Genomic DNA, 17,001 nt, shown 5'->3' on the forward strand with positions numbered 1-17,001 from the left:
GGCCTGCCGCAGGCCGCGGCTTACGCCGCTCCTACCCTCGAACGGCTCGTCGCTCCGCTCCCGCCATGCGCGCATCGCCATTGTGAGCCTCGTCAAGTTCGGCATTGACACTCGCTGTTAGGGTCGTGACATGTCGTCGCCACCCGACATCGAAACATCGGCCTCGCGGTCCGGTCAGCGCCTGCTCTGGGCCGCGCTGATCGTCGCCACCGCGCTCGTCGTCGCGCTCGGCTGGCAGGTCGGGCGCCTGCGCAACGATCAGCAATGGCTGGTCGATCGCGTCACCCAACCCTATGTCGGCATGTACGTGCCGCGTGTCGCCCTGCAGTCGCTGGACGGACGCGCGCGCGAGCTCGGCCAGCCGGCCGGCGACAGCCAGGTGGTGTTTTTCTTCACCACCACCTGCCCGCATTGCCGCGCCTCGCTGCCGCAGCTGAAACTCGCCGCGTCGCAGTTGCGGGCCGCTTCCGGCGGCGGCGCCGAACTGATCGGCGTGGCCTTCGCCTCGCCCGAACAGACCCGCGGTTATGCCGACGAACACGGGCTCGACTTTCCCTTGATCGCCCACGACGACCGCCGCACCTCAGCGCTGTTCCGCGCGCGCAAGGTGCCGTCGCTGCTGGTGATCGGCCGCGACGGGCGGGTCCGCTACCAGCACGTCGGCGCGATCAACAGCAAACAGACCTTGCAGGAACTGCTGCGCGCGGTGCGGCCCGCGCCGCCGTCGCGCGCCGCCGTGCAGGCCGCGGTCGCCGCCCCGGCGGTGTCGAGATGAACCATGCAGCGTCGCGGGACTCGACGCTGCGGCGGGTGCCCAGGCATCCGCCAACGACGCGGCCCTGGCCGCGTCCCCCGGCCGGACCGGCATCGTGCCGGGCTCCGGCGTATCCGCCGCGGTCTTGGGAGAGGGCGCGGCGAACATCGACAGGAGCTCAGTAATGAAGAAGCGCACTCGTGGTGTCCGTGTCGTCCTCGCCGCCCTGCTGTTCTCCGCGGCGATGGGCTTCGGCGCCTTCCAGGTGATCGCCGGCAACGGCGCCGCACCGGCCCAATCGGAGTCGTGCAACTCGTTCGCTTGTCGCAGCGAGTGCCCGGAATTCGGCGGCGAACTCGGCCCCGGCGGCCCGGGCCGTCCGCTGGTCTGCTATTGCTGCGGCTGATCCCCCTCGGCCGCAAGCGTCTGCCGGCCGCAGGGGGGTGGCCCCCGGCCGGCTTTTTTTATTCCGCATCCGCCTTGAAGCGGAGCCCGGCATCGGTCGCGACGGCCGGCGCCTGCCTGCCGCCCAGGTACGAGACCTGCGTGTGCGCCGACACCACGCAAAACCGCTTGCTTGGCGGCCACCCCGGCATCCGATCGGGCCGATTCGATGCCTCGTCACTGAAATTCGTGATACAGCACACACGGATGCGCGGCATTTTGCTAGCTTGCGCATGGATTCAGTGAACTCCCCGCCTGACGTCGCGATGGGGCGCGACGACACCGGCGGCCTTTCGCCTGTTGCGCCGGCTCGCAGCGAGCGGCGGTTACGGATGACGGGGCACGCATGAAGCCTTCATGCGCCTTTGGCCCCGCACATCGACCGCCCCAATCTCACGAGCGTGCCCTGCGATGCATCAACGCATCGACCGGATCAAGAACCTGGCCTCGGTATCGCAGTTCCGCATCGGCGCGCTGTTGGTACAGCCCGATCGTCTGTCGATCGTCCGCGAAGGCGTAACGACCGCGCTCGAACCGCGCATGATGGAAGTGCTGGTCGCCCTGGCCGAGCGCGCCGGCGAAGTCATCAGCGCCGAGCAGCTGCTGATCGAGATCTGGCGCGGCACCTTCTACGGCGACAACCCGGTCCACAAGACCATCGCCCAGTTGCGGCGCCGACTCGGCGACCGCAGCCGCGAACCCGACTACATCGAGACCATCCGCAAGCGCGGCTATCGCCTGGCTGCGCGGGTCAGCTTTCCCGACGACTACCGCAGCGGCCTGCCGCGCGCGGCGGCGTGGACCGAGGGCAGCCCTTACGTGGGTCTGCGTTCGTTCGACCAGGCCCATGCCGGGGTGTTCTTCGGCCGCGGCCGAGCGACCGCCGAATTGTTGGCGACCTTGCGCGAACAAGTCGACAGCCAACGCCGCTTCGTCCTGGTCTCCGGCGCCAGCGGTTGCGGCAAGACCTCGCTGTTGCGCGCCGCGGTGATGCCGCTGTTGCAGCAGGACGGCGGTTTCGACGGTCTGCATGCGCTCAGCAGCGTCTACTTCGACCTCGGTGCCTGCCGCGGCGGCGACCTGCTCGCGCGTTTGGCCCAGGCCTTGTGCGGCTGGTCGCTGCTGGGGCGGCCGGTGTTCCTGGAGACCGAGGTCGAGGCGCTGGAACAGCAGTTGCGCGCCGCGCCCGAACAGGTCCACGCCCGCATCGAAGACGCCTTCCTGCGCATGACCGGGCATCGCGCCGAACGCGCCCACCTGTTGCTGGTGATCGACCACAGCGAGGCGGTCGTCGCCGAACCGGCCATCGACGCCCGCGACCGCAGCGATTTCGGCGCGGCGATGGCGGCGCTGTGCGGCTGCCGGCACGTCGCCGCGATCGCGATCACCCGCAGCGATTTCTATCCGCGCCTGATCGAAGCCGTGCCCGGCCTGGCCGAACTCAAGGCCGGCGACGGCCATATCGATCTGTTGACCCCGCGCCTGGGCGAGATCGGCCAGATCATCCGCGCCCCCGCCGCGCTGGCCGGCCTGAGTTTCGAGGAAGACCCGGAAAGCTCGATCCGGCTCGACGACGTGCTGCGCGACGCCGCCGCCGAGCATCCCGATTCGTTGCCGCTGCTGCAGCACACCCTGCAGGCCTTGTACGAGCGCCAGGACGAAGGCGGCGTGCTGAGCCTGCGCACCTACCGCGAGCTCGGCGGACTGGAAGGCGCGCTGGCGCACCGCGCCGAACAGGTGTACGCCGACTTGCCGGCGACCGCGCAAGCCAGCCTGGAACGCGTGCTCGCGGCCTTGATCGTGATCCGCCCCGACAGCGATGCGATCACCGCGCGCCGGGTGCTGTGGTCGGCGCTCGACGATGCCGCGGCGCGCGAACTGGCCGAAGCCTTCGTGCGTGCGCGGCTGTTCGTCGGCGAACTCAGCGGCGGCGAGCCGGGCTTCGGCGTGGCCCACGAAGCGCTGTTGCGGCAATGGCCGCGCGCGCGCGAATGGGCCGGCGACAACCGCCAGTTGCTGCAGGCGCGCGAACGCCTGCAGCGCGCGGCGCGGCGCTGGGCCGGCGAAGGCCGCCGTTCCGATCACCTGCTCAATCCCGGCCGCCCGCTGGCCGAAGCGCGCGAGGCCGCGCGCCGTCTGCCGGCCGACCTGGCCGCGGCCGACCTCGAATTCCTGCGCGCCAGCGAACGCCAGCAACGGCGCAAGCAATGGCTGCGCGTCGGCGCGATCGGCGCCTTGGCGGCGCTGACCCTGGCATCGGTCGCGCTCGGCCTGCAGGCGCTGCAGGCACGACGCGAAGCCGAACAACGCCGCGACCAGGCCCAGCAACTGGTCGGCTTCATGCTCGGCGACCTCGCCGAACAGCTGCGCCCGATCGGCAACCTGCAATTGCTCGACAGCGTCGGCAGCCAGGCCCTGACCTACCTGGAACGCATGCCGGAAGCCGACATGCAGCCGCGCGAACTGGTCAACCATGCGCGCGCCCTGCGCACGGTCGGCGAAGTGCTGATGAACCTGGCCCGGTTCGACGAAGCCAACGCCGCCTTCGAGCGTGCCGCCGAAACGGTGGCGCGGGCGCGCCGGGAAACGCCCGACTCGCTGGAGGCCCTGGCCGAATCCGGCACGGTCGCCTACTGGCAAGGCTATTACGACTTCCGCCAGAAACGCATGGACCCGGCTCATGCGCATTGGCTCGACTATCTGCGCGCGGCCGAGCAATTGGTCGCGCGCGCGCCGACCGACCCGCGCTGGCAGCTCGAACTGTCGTATGCGCTGAACAATCTCGGCACCCTGGCCAACAGCCGTCAACGCACCGACGAAGCCGCGGAGCTGTTCGCCCGCTCGGTCGCGATCAAGCGCGAACTGCTCGCGCGCAAGCCCGACGATAAGTCGCTGCGTTATGAACTGGTCGACAGCCTGTCCTGGCTCAGCACCGCGCAGGAATCGCGCGGCCAGTTCGAGGCCGCCGCCTCCGGCTACGCCCTGCAGACCCGGATGCTGCGCGAACTGGTCGCCGACGAGCCCGATGCCAATGCCTGGCGGCGCAAACTCGCGACCGCGCTGCTGCGCAGCTCGATCCTGGCGCTCGACCGCGGTCTGGTCGACGAGGCCGCCCGCGACGCCGAGGAAACCCTGTCGCTGCTGCGGCTATTGGTCGAGCAACAACCCGACAACCGCACCTGGCGACGCGACCTCGCACACGCTTACGCCCACGCCGGTTGGATCGCCGCCTTGCGCGACGCACGACCGCAGGCCGCGCAGCAACTGCGCGAGGCGCAGGCGACCTTGGCGCCCTTGCTCGCGCAAGCGCAATCCTTGCCGGAGTGGCGGCGGCTCGACGCGGTCGTGCGCCTGCGCCTGGCCCAGGTGGAGAGCGCTGCCGCAACGACGCCGTGGCCGGCGCAGATCGACCGCGCCGTGGCCGACCTCGAGGCCCTGCACTCGGGCGGCAGCGACGCCGCCAGTCTGTCGACCCTGGCGCGCGCCTTGGTTTCGCGCGGCGAACGCCTGGCCGCCGTGGGCCAACGCGAGCGCGCCGAGGCCGACTGGAAGCGCGTGCGCGGGCTGCTCGCGGCGAGCGCGCCGCAATCGCGCGACCGCTTCCTGCTCGACACCTGGATTCGCGCGCAGATCCACCTCGACGCCCATGCCGACGTTGCGCGCCAGATCGAATGGCTGCGCCGCAGCGGCTACCGCCACCCGGATTTCATCGCCTTCTACGCTCCACCCACCCGCCAGGAAGCCCTGCAATGACTCAGAAGTCCAAGAACAAGACCAAGCCGGCCACGCTCGAGATCGAACTCACCGTCGCCCATGTGGTGTTCGGCGGCAACGCCGCGCAAGGCCGTTACTTCTACAGTTTCTCGCCCGACGTGGTCACCGTCGGCAAGGACCAGAGCCCGGTCAAGATCACCTACCGCCTCGAAAAAGAAGTGTCCAAGGATCTTAAGATCGAGGGCGTGCTGAACTCGGATGCCAAAGACCAGATCTACGACACCAAGATCGCCGCCGACGGACGCAGCGCCAGCATGATGAACCGCAACGACACCCAGACCCTGATCTTCTTCTCGGTGCTGGTGCGCGACCACAAGCGCGGCGTCCTGGTCGCCTGCGACCCGCAAGTCGGCAACGACCCGGAAATCACCCCGCAGGCCGGCAAGCGCAAGCGCTGACCCGCCGCGGCCGGTCGACGGCGCTGCGCCCGTATCGCGAGCGCAGCGGCGGCCGACCGCCGGAAACCGCAGCGGCCGTTACCCGACGGCCGCTGCCCATGTTGGCGGTTCGACCGCTTCGTTCGTCTCCCGCTTCGGCCCCCCCCCCCCGATCCGGCCCCGATCCGACGCTGTCGCCCGGCGGCCGACGGAAGACTCTGGATGTTCGGCTTTCGCCGGAGAAGAGCCGAGCCGCCAGCGCGGGATGACGGCTATCGGCGGTCGCCCTGCGATGCCGGCCACTGCCCGGCCCACGTCGCGAACGACGAAAAGCGGCCAGAACCCGCGCCGACGACGGCGAACGAACCTGTTCGTTCGCCTCCGGCAAGGCCTTACCTGTTGCACCAAGGCATTGATCGAACAAGGAAAAACCGACCGTAAGGTTGCCGTAAGGCAGGCCGGAAGCGCTGCGGGGAATCTGCGCCGACCCGGACCGCCGCGTGCCGCCGCCGGGACCGATGCGCCGGCCGGCGCACGGTGTCCGGCACGAACCCGCCCCGGCGGATTCGCAGGAGCCCGGCCATGTCCGATTCCGACTATCCCTACACCTTGTCCGGCGACGGCGGCGACACGCTCGACTCGCAGGACGACATCGGCCCGCTCTCGCAGTTCCGCCACGGCGCCCAGGACCGGCGCCTGCTCGAACTCGCCCGCCTCGATGCCGGCCTGGCCGCCAACAACGATTTCGACGACAAGCCCTGGGGCCTGCTGTACCGGGCCCTGACCGATTCGATCGACGTCTCGCCGGACGACTTCCAACTGGTCTATCCGTCGACGCGTTGGGACTGGCCGCTCACCCAGGCCGGTTTCATCAGCGCCGCCCAGCACGACTTCTGCGCGACCGCGCCGCGCTGGAGCGCGATCGGCGCCTACGTCTCCAGCGGCGACCCGGTGCACCAGGCTTATCAGCAGTTCCTCAACGTGATCCCGGCCGCGACCGAATACCCGAGCCTGCGCCAACACCTGCACGACGCCGACGACGAACTGGTCGTGGCGACCAACCACTACACCCTGGCCACGACCTCGGCCGCCTCGGCCTACGCGAATCAAGTCACCGACAACGAACCCTGCTTCAGCGAGTGGCTGGGCCGCAGCGGCGGCCGTGGCTACCAGGCGCGTATCGTCGCCGCCGAGACCGCGATGAACCAGGCGCAGGCGCATTACTCGGCCTTGATCGCGCAGTGCGACGCGGTCGAACTCGGCGCGGCCCAGCGCCGTTGCGGCAGCGACGACTTCCACGTCCGCCTGGCCGACCTCAACCTGATCAAGATGGCCAAGGTCCCCGACTGGCAGGTCGAACACGACGCCGCCGACTGGGTCGCGCGGGTCCAGGCCGGTGACGGCCCGGCCGGCGCCACCGTGGGTTTCAGCAACCGCGAGGCGCCCTACGATTTCGGCCGCAGTTGGGCCGGGCGCCAGGGCAAGATCCGCCAGTTGTTCTGGCAGGTGCGCATCAACGGCCGCTGGGAGCGCATCGACGAATTCGAGTTCGACAACCAACTCGAACTGTCGCTGGATTTCCAGGCGGTCGACCGGATCCGCATCGCCCCGGGCGGCTGGTACGACGGCGAGTTCGCCCGCAGCATGATCGACGGCCCCTTCGTCCACGGCTACAGCCCCTTCGGCGACGAACGCGGCCAGGCGGTGTTCGGCGAAAAAGGCTTCTTCGGTCTGGTCAAGAGCGGCATGGTCGTCGGCTACAAACCGAGCTTCAGCATCCGCACCACCACCTCGACCTTCCGCCGCTTCGCCAATGTCTTCAAGTTCGCCACCGGCCTGCGCATCGGCCCCTTCACCCTGGAAGCCGAAGGCGGCAGCGCGCGCGCCGGCTGGAAAGCCGACCCGGCGAGCCTGAGCTTCACCGGCACCACCACCTCGGAGGTGCCCTTGATCATCGGCGTGACCATCGCCGAGCTGCCGAACGCTTGAGCCATGACCACTCGCCGCGGCCGCCGGGCCGCGGCGACCGCGCGAGCGCTCACGGACCGCGCAACACCCAGCCGCAGTAGCGGCCCGAACAGGCGCCGCTGGAGGCATCGAGCAACACAAGATTGCCGAGATCGCCGCGCGGACGTTCGATCATCGCCGGCAATATCAGGATCGCCGGCGCGGAGCGGTCCAGCCCGCGCGGAAGATCGAAACCGCGCGCGATGCGATAGCGCGGCCAACCGGCGATGCGGGCATCGAAGGATTTTTGTCCGCCTGCCCCGACGCGCGCGCGCCAATGACTGAGGTCGAGCGGGCCGGCGACGACCAGGGCGCCACGACGCCAGGCAGTGGCCAGCAGCGCGGTCGTGCTCGGCGCGGTCTTCGTGCCGCGAAAAGCGACCGCGTCCAAGGCATCCGACAAGCGCGGGATCGTCGACAGATCGTCGGGCGCGGGCTCGACGGCGACACCGGCGCCGGTGCCGGTGCCGACCATCTTTTGCATCGCCGCTACCGCCGGCGGCAGCGACGGCAGCGGCCGGCGCGCCATCACCCGCACCGCGGCCGGGATCGACAGCCCGTGCAGTTCCATCGCCACCTCCTGCGCGCGCGCCTGCAGGATCTGGAAACGCGGCGCGGCCTCGGCCCCGCCGGCGACGTCGATGCGTTGGCGCACCGCGCGCGAACCGCCGGCACGGCCGGTTTGTTCGGCTTCGATCATCAGCGCGCCCAAGGCCAGGTCCGGCTGGTCGTAGAGCCAGGTCCAGGCCAGGCCGCGCCAGGCGCCGTCGAAGGTCGGGTGGATGCGCAAGGCCTGCAGGAAATTCGCCCGCGCCGCGTCGCGCTGGCGGCGCAGGCTTTCGGCATCGACGATGTCGAGCGGCCGCTCCGCAGCGACGCCATAGCGGCCGAGGCCGTGCATGAAAGCGCCGAGCCGCCAGGTGCCGAGCTCGCGCGGCGGCAATGCGCGCGAAGGGTCGGCCGCCATCGCCGCGGACAAGTAGTGCTCGATCGGCTCGATGCGCTCGGCGCCGGCGCCCGGTTGCAAGGCCGCCGAGGCTTCGCGATACAACCGCATCGCGCCCTCGTAGCGGTCGGCATCGCGCTTCGCGTTCGATCCCTGCGCCTGCACCGCGATCATCGCGAGCTGCTGGCGATAGAAGGAATCGCCGTGCGCGGCGCTGCTCGCGGCGCCGCGGATCAGGGCATCGATCTCGGCCTCGCGTTCGCGCGCCGAACGCGGCGGCGGCGGCGAGACCGCCGCGGGCGCCGGCGACACCAGCGCATCGGCCATCGCCGAAGGCTCGGCGGGCACGGCCGGCACGCTGCCGACGATCGCATCGGCGGGGAAGCGCTGCGCGTTGCGCGCCGGCGCGACCAGGATCGCGACCACGGCGAACGCCGCCACCACCACGCCGATGCGCAGTTCGCGGTCGTTGTGCTCGATCGAGCGCATCAGCACCGCGATCAGGCTGGGCACCGCCGCCATCAACAAGGCGAGGTTGAACCAGCGCTCGTCGCGGCTGTGCAGCGGCGAGGACACCCAATGCCCGGCCACGTCCATCGCCCACAGCGGCAAGGACATCAACCAGCCGGTGAACGGCGCCAGCAGGATCAAGGTGAAGAACAGCAGCACGGCCAGCTTGCCCCAGGCCATGCGGGTGTAGCGGAAACGCTGCAAGGGCTTGGGCCGGCTCATCGGTTCTTGAGCATCCTCGGCAGGACCAGCATGAACACGCCGCAAGCGGCCAGAAAACCGGCGCCGAGCAAGGTCATCAGGATCGCGTTCATCCAGCCGTCGAGCGCGGCCGCGCCCGAGCTCGGCAGCAACTGGGCGTACAAGGCCTGCACGAACTGAGCGATCCGGGCGAACGACCAGGGCAGCGCCACCGCCAGGCTGACCCGCACTGCGATGCCGATTCGCGACGACCAAGACTTGCTCGCGACGGCCGCGCCAGACCCGCGCGGCCACCAGGACCGTTGCGCCTGCGCCACGTTCTGCGCGGTCTGTGCCTGCATCTGCGCCTGCATGCGGGTCAGCTGCGCCTGCATCTGGGCCATCTGCGCGGCGGTCACCGCAGAAACCGGCCCGCGCGCCCCGCGCCGGCCGCCCGAAGGCTCCGGCCGCGGATTCGGTTTCGGCCGCGGCTTGGCATTGCGCGCGGTCTTCGCGATCAGCTCGGCGCGCACGCAGGACGCGCACGGCTGGCTGGCGTAGTGCTGATGCTCGCGATTGCGCGCGCACACGACCAGGCGCCCGCTCGAAGGCTGCGCATAGCTGCGCAACGCGCGGCTCCACTCGGCCGCGCTCGGCCGCTGCTCGCCGTCCTTGCCGAAGGCGCGGTCGAACAACTCGCGCAGTTCCAGCGGGATCGCGGCATGCGCGCTGACCGGGCTCGGCGTCATCATCCGGTGGGCGCGCAGGCCGTAGGCGTAATACCGCTCGCGGATGCGCGCCGGGATGTCGGTCGGCACGCGGTCGGAAGCCGGCCGGCCGCTGTAGGGATGGATGCCGAAGTTCAACAACTGGAACACGACCACGGCCAGGGCAAAGCGGTCCTGGGTTTCCTCGCCGTCCGGACCGAGCTTGCGCGCCTGGAACTCCGGGGCGAGGTAATCCGGCGTGACCTGCGGCGCGGAGAAACGTTTGCCCTGACCCTGGATGCTGAAGCCGTCGCAGTCGAGCAAGGCGATGTACAGCGATGCGCGATAGAAACGCAGGTTGACCGGCTTCAGGTCGACCACGTAGTGATGCTGCGCGTGCAGCGCGGCGAGCACCGCGCTGAGGTTGGCGGCCAGCGTGACCTTGGCGCCGAGCCCGACCGGCAGCCCGGCCGCGCGCGCCTGCCGCTCCTGCAGCACCTGTTCGAGTTCGGAGGTCGACTTGACGTCGAGCGCCGGCATGGTGAAACCGACGAAACGCCCGCGCTCGTCGCGCACCACCGCATGCGGCCAGGCGATCTGGACGTAGCGCTTGCCGCCCTCGACCTGGTCGGGCAGATGCGGGCGCAGTTCCAGCATCGCCTCGATGCGGTCGGTATAGCTCGGCGGGTCGACGCGCTCGTGATAGATCTTGGCGACGCTGTGGGCGTCGTCGGGCAGCAGGTATACGCTGCCCGCGCCGCCGCTCTTGATCAGCGCGCCCAGCGTCGAGCGCCGAGGCCCGATCCGGATGCTGCTGCCGCTGCGCAGAGTCATGGCGCCCGGATCAGACCCGCAAGGCGATCAGCAGGGTCTTGTCGTCGGACGTGATGCCGTGCGTGCGCGGATCGTCGAGGGTACCGAACAAGGCGCGGCTGCCCGCGTCTTCGTCGACCGAGGCCAGATAACGCGCGACCGGATCGATGAAGGGCCGGTACAGGCCGGCATTGCCCTTTTCCATCGCGAACGGCATCGCGCCGTCGGACATCAGGTTCAAGCGAGCCACCGGGTACGGCACGGCCAGCACGCGCAAATGCTCGCGCCAGGCCTCGCCGGTGACGAAGTAAGTTTCGTTGGCGTACTCGCCGTTCTCCGGCGCCGACACGCGCGCGGCGTGCGTCTGCGCATCGGCCGCTTCGGCCACGCCGAGGCCGTCGCCGATGTGGAAAAACCAACCGCGCTCCGCATCGCCGACGAAGCCGACCAGGGTCGCGGCATAACTCGACAACTCCGCCTGCGCTGCGCCGGCCACGGCGATCAGCGCCGCACGCGCGTCGAGCACCGCGGCGGCCGCCAGTTCGAACACCGCCTGCTCGCTCGTCGCCGAAGCATCGCCCTGCTGCGCCCAGGCCGCGGCCAGGTTGCGCACCACCGTGTCGGCGGTCAGGCGCGAACCGACGTCGCTCGACGCCGCCGAACCCGCGCCGTCGCAGACCACCGCCACCAGGACGTCGCCGTCGGCGTGGAAAGCGAACGCGTCCTGGCAGGGAATGCCTTTGTCGAGATGCGATTTTCCGGTGGCCGATGCCGCATAGATCCGCCAGCCCATGGCCCGGGACCCGCCGCTCAGGTCGGCACCGACGACCAGGTGTCGGTCGAGGGCAACTGCGCCTGACCGCCCGGCCGCGACTGCGACACCACCTGCATGCTCGCGCTGAGCCACAGGAACAATTCGCGGAACTGCAGACCCTGCAGGCGCTTCACGCCGGCCGCACCCTTGCTGCTGAACTGGGCCATGGCCTTGTCCTGCGAGCCTTCGCCGACCGCGATCGGGAAGATCGCGACCTTGTTGGCCTGCTCGGCGTCGCGCGCCTGCTTGGCCGCGGTTTCCCAGGCGTCGGTCGGCGAACCGTCCGACATCAGGAACAGCCACGGCCGGGTGTAGGCGATGCCGGCCTGCTTGAAGCGCTGCTTTTCGTTTTCGACTTCGGCCAGGGCCAGTTCGATGGCGCGGCCGGTCGGCGTGGTGCCTTCGGCCTCCAGGGTCGGCGCGGTGAAATCCATCGCGTCGCACCAATCGCCGACCACCTCGGCGGTGTCGAAACCGCCGTAGCGCACCACCAGCACGCGCACGCGCTTGGCCGCGATCACGTCGGACTTGAGCTCCTGTTCGAGCAGCTTCAGGCCTTCGTTCAATTGCCGGACCGGCTCGCCGAGCATGCTGCCGGAGCAGTCGAGCACCAAAACCAGCGGGGTGCGCTGCTCGGTGTTGTCGACCAGGGCTACATCGGGGATCACGGGCTGATTCATGGCATTCCTTTGCTGCATGGAGATAGGGGCCGAGTATAGCCACGAGCCGGGGTGGTCGGCGCGGGCCCAGGTCGCGGCGGGCCACAACGGCCTGCAAACGCCTGCGAACAGGCCCTGCGCGGCGGATACAGCCGCGGCCATCGGGCCTGCGTCGCGTCCATTCGCCGGGCCTAGGCGCGGCCCCGCTGCGGCGCGATACTCGGGCCATGACCGAGCCCGCCGCCCACGTCGCCGCCGCTGCCGATCTCGCCCCGCAGGCGCTCAGCCACGCCACTGCCCTGCCCGCGCACTACTACGTCGAGCCGGCCATGGCCGCGCGCGACCGCGCCACCATCTTCGACCCCGCCTGGCAGTTGATCGCCCATGTCTGCCAGTTGCGCGACGCCGGCGACCACGTCGTCGCCGACTTCGCCGGCCTGCCGGTGATCGCGGTGCGCGGCAGCGACGACGAGATCCGCGTCTTCCACAACGTCTGCCGGCACCGCGCCGGGCCGATCGCAAGTTGCGACGGCCTGGCCACGCGTTCGCTGCGCTGCCGCTACCACGGCTGGACCTACGGCCTCGACGGCGTGCTGCGCTCGGCGCCGGAGATGGCGCAGGCGCCCGACTTCGATCCGGCGCAGATCCGCCTGCCGCAGTTGCGGGTGCGGGTCTGGCAGGGGCTGGTGTTCGCCGCGTCGCATCCGAACCTCGATTTCGACGAGTTCGTCGCCGGCGTCGATGCGCGCATCGGCGCCGAACGCGGGCTCGAACATTATCGCCACCATCGCCGGGTCGGTTACGACGTCGCCTGCAATTGGAAGGTCTACGTCGACAACTATCTCGAGGGCTACCACGTCCCGCACATCCATCCCGGCCTCAACCGCCTGCTGGATTACCGCAGCTACATCACCGAGACCGCGCGCTGGTATTCCTATCAATGGAGCCCGCTGGAAAGCGGCGACGGCCTGTACGGCAACGGCGATGCGCTGTACTACTGGCTGTGGCCGAACACCATGCTCAACATCCTGCCCGGGCGGCTGCAGACCAACCGGGTGGTGCCGATCGGCGTCGACCGTTGCCGGGTCGAGTTCGATTTCTACTACACCCCCGACGACTCGCTCGAGGCGCGCACGCGCCGCGAGGCCGACCTGGAATTCAGCGACGAAGTGCAGTTGGAAGACCTGACCATCTGCGCCGACGTGCAACGCGGGCTGGCCTCGGGCTCGTACGTGGCCGGACGCCTGAACCCCTTGCGCGAAAACGCCGTGCATCACTTCCAGGAGTTGTTGCGCGACGCCTATCGCGCTGCCGGCCCGGCCGCGATTCCCGCCGCCTGGGTGGAGCGCTAGCCGCTTGCAGACCACGCCCGCGAGCGCACGCCCGCTGGGCCTGTGGACCGCGACGGCGCTGGTCGTCGGCAGCATGATCGGCAGCGGCGTGTTCCTGCTGCCGGCGGCGTTGGCGCCTTACGGCGGCGCCAGCCTGATCGGTTGGGCGATCACCTTGTGCGGGGCCTTGTTGCTCGCCTGGACCTTCGCCCGCATGGCGATGCGCTGGCCGCACAGCGGCGGGCCCTACACCTATGCGCATCGCGCCTTCGGCGACAGCGTCGGCTTCGTCGTCGCCTGGAGTTACTGGATCTCGATCTGGTGCGCCAACGCCGCCATCGCGGTGGCCTTCGCCGGCAGCCTCGGCGCGATTTCGCCGCAGCTGACCGCGACGCCCGCGCGTGCCGCAGCCTGCGCGTTGGCGGCGCTGTGGATCTGCGCCGGCGTGAACCTGGCCGGGGTACGCGAAGCCGGCCGCATGCAACTCGTCACCACCGCCCTGAAATTGTTGCCGCTGTTGTTGTTCGGCGCGGTCGCGCTGTGGTGGCTCGATCCCGGCACCGCGTTTCGCCCGTTCAATCCTGGCGGCGGTTCATTGCCGCAGGTGGCCAATGCGACCGCGGCGCTGACCTTGTGGGCGCTGCTCGGCCTGGAAGCGGCGACCGTGCCGGCCGACGCCATCGCCGCCCCCGAACGCAACGTGCCGCGCGCGACCGTGATCGGCACCCTGCTCGCCGGCATCGCCACCATCCTCGCCTGCACCGTGGTGCTCGGCCTGGTGCCGGCCGAAACGCTGCGCCAATCGCCCTCGCCGATGGCCGATGCCGCGGCCTCGATCTGGGGCCCGGCCGCGGGCCTCGCCCTCGCCTCGGTCTCGGCGGTGTCCTGCTTCGGCGCGCTCAACGGTTGGACCTTGTTGTCGGGGCAACTGCCGCTGGCGGCCGCGCGCGACCGCGTGTTTCCGGCGTTCTTCGCCCGCGTCGATGCGCGCGGCACGCCCAGGCTCGGCATCGTGATCGGCGCCGCCCTGGCCAGTGTCCTGGTGCTGTCGAACTACAGCCGCTCGCTGGTGCAGGTATTCACCTTCGCGATCCTGCTGTCGACCGCCGCGACCTTGCTGCCCTACGTCGCCGGCAGCGCCGCCTGGCTGCTGCGCGGCCAGGGCCGCAGCCGCATCGTCGCCGGCTTCGCCCTCGCCTTCAGCCTGTACGCGTTGTGGGGCATCGGCGCCGAGGCCTTGTCGTGGGGCGCGGTGCTGGTCGCCGCGGGTCTGCCGGTGCATCTGCTGTTGCGTCGGCGACGTTGAGGCGCACATTGAGTACCCGCGCACAGGACGCCGCGGCGGTACGGACCTGGTAACCGCGATGCCACGTTCGGCGAGCAGGCTGCCTAAGCGGCTGCCCACCGCTCCCCCGAACGACTGCACGGATTACCCATGACCGACCATCAACGCCGCGATTTCCTGCGCAGCGCCGCCGGCGCCACCGCCGCCGGACTCGCCCTCAACCTGTTCCCGCCGAGCATCCAGAAAGCGCTCGCGATCCCCGCCGCGCGCGTCACCGGCACCATCCACGACGTCAAGCACGTGGTGATCCTGATGCAGGAGAACCGCTCCTTCGATCACTACTTCGGAGCGATGCGCGGCGTGCGCGGCTTCGGCGACCGCTTTCCGATTCCGCTGCCGAACGGAAAACCGGTGTGGCATCAGCAGACCGCGCAAGGCCGCGAGATCCAGCCCTACCACCTCGACACCACGACCACGAGCGCGCAGCGCATCGGCGGCACGCCGCACACCTGGCCCGATTCGCAGGCGGCCTGGAACAACGGCCTGATGGACCGCTGGCTTCCGGCCAAGACCGAGCGCTCGCTCGGCTATTACCGCCAGGCCGACATCCCGTTCCAGTACGCGCTCGCCAATGCCTTCACCCTGTGCGATGCCTACCACTGCTCGCAGCAGACCGGCACCAACCCGAACCGCCTGTTCCACTGGACCGGCACCAACAACCCGGCCGCCGACCGCGGCGGCCCGGCGATCGTCAACACCTTCGACGACTACGGCCCGGCCAATGAAGGTTACTGGTGGACGACCTATCCCGAGCGCCTGGAACAGGCCGGGGTCAGTTGGAAGCTGTACCAGGACATGGACGACAATTTCACCGACAACCCGCTCGAAGGCTTCCGCCAGTTCCGCGCGGCGTTGCCGGGCTCGGCCTTGGCCGAGAAAGCGCTCAAGACCTGGACCCTCGACGACCTCGCCGCCGATGTGCGCAGCGGCCGCCTGCCGCAGGTGTCGTGGCTGGTCGCGCCGGCGAAGTACTCCGAGCATCCGGGGCCGTCGGCGCCGATCTGGGGCGCGGACTACACCGCGCGCGTGCTCGACGCGCTGACCGCCGACCCCGAGGTCTGGGCGCGCACGGTGCTCATCGTCAACTTCGACGAGAACGACGGTTTCTTCGACCACATCCCGCCGCCGGCGCCGCCCTCGCTCGACGGCCAGGGCGCTTACCTCGGCGGTTCCACCGTCGAGCTGCGCGGCGAACACCATCGCGCGCGCTCGGGCCCCTCGCACGGCACCTCCAACGACCCGCCGATCTATTACGACCGCCCCTACGGCCTCGGCCCGCGCGTGCCGACCTACGTGATCTCGCCGTGGAGCCGCGGCGGCTGGATCAATTCGCAGGTGTTCGACCACACCTCGGTGATCCGTTTCCTGGAACGCCGCTTCGGCGTCATGGAACCCAACATCAGCCCATGGCGGCGCGCGGTCTGCGGCGACCTCACCAGCGCCTTCAATTTCGTCGACCCCAACCGCGAACCGATCCCGGCCCTGCCCGACACCAGCAACGCCGACCGCATCGTCGCCGAACAAAGCCGCTTGCCGGCGCCGAAACCGCCGACGGTGGCGAGCGCGGCGCAACAGGAACGCGGCATCAAGCCCTCGCGCGCCCTGCCCTACGACCTGCAGGTCGGCGAACGCATCGATGCGGGCGCGCGGCGCGTGCGCCTGCAGTTCGGCAACACCGGCCGCGTCGCCGCGGTGTTCCATGTCTACGACCTGCTCGACCCGAACGCGATCCCGCGCCGCTACACCGTCGAGCCCGGCAAGTCCTTGCACGGCGAGTGGGCGCTCGACAGCGACGGCGCCCGCGCCTATGCCTTGCAGGTATTCGCACCGAACGGCTTCTTCCGCGAGTTCCGCGGCTCCCTGCACGGCGCCAACCCCTCGGCGACGACTGTGCCCGACCTGCGCCTGCGCCGCCGCAAACTGATCCTGGCCTTGCGCAACACCACCCACAAACCGGTGCGGCTGAGCATCGCCGATCAATACGGCCTGTACGAGACGCGCCTGGAACGGCTGGGCCCGGGCACGACCCGGCAGCGCCCGATCCGCCTGGACGAAAGCTACCAGTGGTACGACTTCGTGCTCACCGACGCCAACGACCCCGAGTATTACCGGCGCCTCGCCGGCCGCATCGAAACCGGCGCGCACGGCATCACCGATCCGGGCTTGATCTGAGCTCGGGTCGAATGATCAGTTGAGCGAAGGCATCGTCGCCGGCCTCTTCGGCGGCGATGCCGGGGCTTTCGGTGCTAGCCGCAGATAACGAGCCCACCTACCGCTTCCCCCCTTTGGAAAAGGGGGGTTAGGGGGGATTTGCTTTGGCTCTTGCTCTGGCTCGATCAA

Annotated in this window: 12 protein-coding genes; 8 read left to right on the forward strand and 4 right to left on the reverse strand. The window is 69.9% G+C overall.

Translation table 11 applies throughout. The features are described from left to right. Positions 1 to 130 precede the first annotated feature (130 nt). The 5 genes from ACKN61_RS17165 to ACKN61_RS17185 all read left to right on the forward strand — a co-directional run bounded on the left by ACKN61_RS17165 (position 131) and on the right by ACKN61_RS17185 (position 7,338). Positions 131 to 775 carry a peroxiredoxin family protein gene (locus ACKN61_RS17165; protein WP_408950543.1) on the forward strand — a complete coding sequence of 215 codons (645 nt, stop codon included), beginning with the start codon at positions 131 to 133 and terminating at the stop codon, positions 773 to 775. Positions 776 to 938: 163 nt separating this feature from the next. Further along, positions 939 to 1,160, forward strand: a complete 222-nt coding sequence (locus tag ACKN61_RS17170; protein WP_408950544.1) for a hypothetical protein — start codon at positions 939 to 941, stop codon at positions 1,158 to 1,160. Between the two features lie 449 nt (positions 1,161 to 1,609). Next, positions 1,610 to 4,951 (forward strand): winged helix-turn-helix domain-containing protein, encoded by a 3,342-nt coding sequence (locus tag ACKN61_RS17175; RefSeq protein WP_408950545.1) that lies wholly within the window; start codon positions 1,610 to 1,612, stop codon positions 4,949 to 4,951. After that, entirely contained in the window at positions 4,948 to 5,370 is a 423-nt protein-coding gene (locus tag ACKN61_RS17180) for a hypothetical protein (protein WP_223621613.1), read from the forward strand. The genes ACKN61_RS17175 and ACKN61_RS17180 overlap by 4 nt, the downstream gene beginning before the upstream one ends. Before the next feature lie 561 nt (positions 5,371 to 5,931). After that, complete coding sequence (locus ACKN61_RS17185) at positions 5,932 to 7,338, forward strand: hypothetical protein (protein ID WP_408950546.1); 1,407 nt, start codon at positions 5,932 to 5,934, stop codon at positions 7,336 to 7,338. Positions 7,339 to 7,387: 49 nt separating this feature from the next. Here ACKN61_RS17185 and ACKN61_RS17190 read toward each other — a convergent pair whose 3' ends face one another. From ACKN61_RS17190 to ACKN61_RS17205, 4 genes are read right to left on the reverse strand one after another with little or no spacing between them, the layout of a single operon-like run. Further along, a complete protein-coding gene (locus tag ACKN61_RS17190) occupies positions 7,388 to 9,034 on the reverse strand; it encodes a hypothetical protein (RefSeq protein WP_408950547.1) in 1,647 nt (548 codons plus the stop codon). Next, complete coding sequence (locus tag ACKN61_RS17195; protein ID WP_408950548.1) at positions 9,031 to 10,533, reverse strand: hypothetical protein; 1,503 nt, start codon at positions 10,531 to 10,533, stop codon at positions 9,031 to 9,033. The genes ACKN61_RS17190 and ACKN61_RS17195 overlap by 4 nt, the downstream gene beginning before the upstream one ends. A 10-nt stretch (positions 10,534 to 10,543) precedes the next feature. Beyond that, a complete protein-coding gene (locus ACKN61_RS17200) occupies positions 10,544 to 11,305 on the reverse strand; it encodes a PP2C family serine/threonine-protein phosphatase (RefSeq protein WP_031373079.1) in 762 nt (253 codons plus the stop codon). Positions 11,306 to 11,322: 17 nt separating this feature from the next. After that, positions 11,323 to 12,006 (reverse strand): vWA domain-containing protein, encoded by a 684-nt coding sequence (locus ACKN61_RS17205; RefSeq protein ID WP_408950549.1) that lies wholly within the window; start codon positions 12,004 to 12,006, stop codon positions 11,323 to 11,325. A 206-nt stretch (positions 12,007 to 12,212) separates the two neighbouring features. Here ACKN61_RS17205 and ACKN61_RS17210 point away from each other — a divergent pair, with 206 nt between their 5' ends. The 3 genes from ACKN61_RS17210 to ACKN61_RS17220 all read left to right on the forward strand — a co-directional run bounded on the left by ACKN61_RS17210 (position 12,213) and on the right by ACKN61_RS17220 (position 16,833). Further along, positions 12,213 to 13,337, forward strand: a complete 1,125-nt coding sequence (locus tag ACKN61_RS17210; protein ID WP_408950550.1) for an aromatic ring-hydroxylating oxygenase subunit alpha — start codon at positions 12,213 to 12,215, stop codon at positions 13,335 to 13,337. 4 nt (positions 13,338 to 13,341) lie between these two features. After that, entirely contained in the window at positions 13,342 to 14,622 is a 1,281-nt protein-coding gene (locus ACKN61_RS17215) for an amino acid permease (RefSeq protein WP_408950551.1), read from the forward strand. A gap of 129 nt (positions 14,623 to 14,751) precedes the next feature. Next, on the forward strand, positions 14,752 to 16,833 hold the full coding sequence (locus ACKN61_RS17220) for a phosphocholine-specific phospholipase C (RefSeq protein WP_408950552.1): 2,082 nt from the start codon (positions 14,752 to 14,754) through the stop codon (positions 16,831 to 16,833). Positions 16,834 to 17,001 lie beyond the last annotated feature (168 nt).

Origin of the sequence: Lysobacter sp. Hz25 (assembly GCF_046097045.1) — a bacterium.
Taxonomy (GTDB): Bacteria; Pseudomonadota; Gammaproteobacteria; order Xanthomonadales; family Xanthomonadaceae; genus Lysobacter; species Lysobacter antibioticus_B.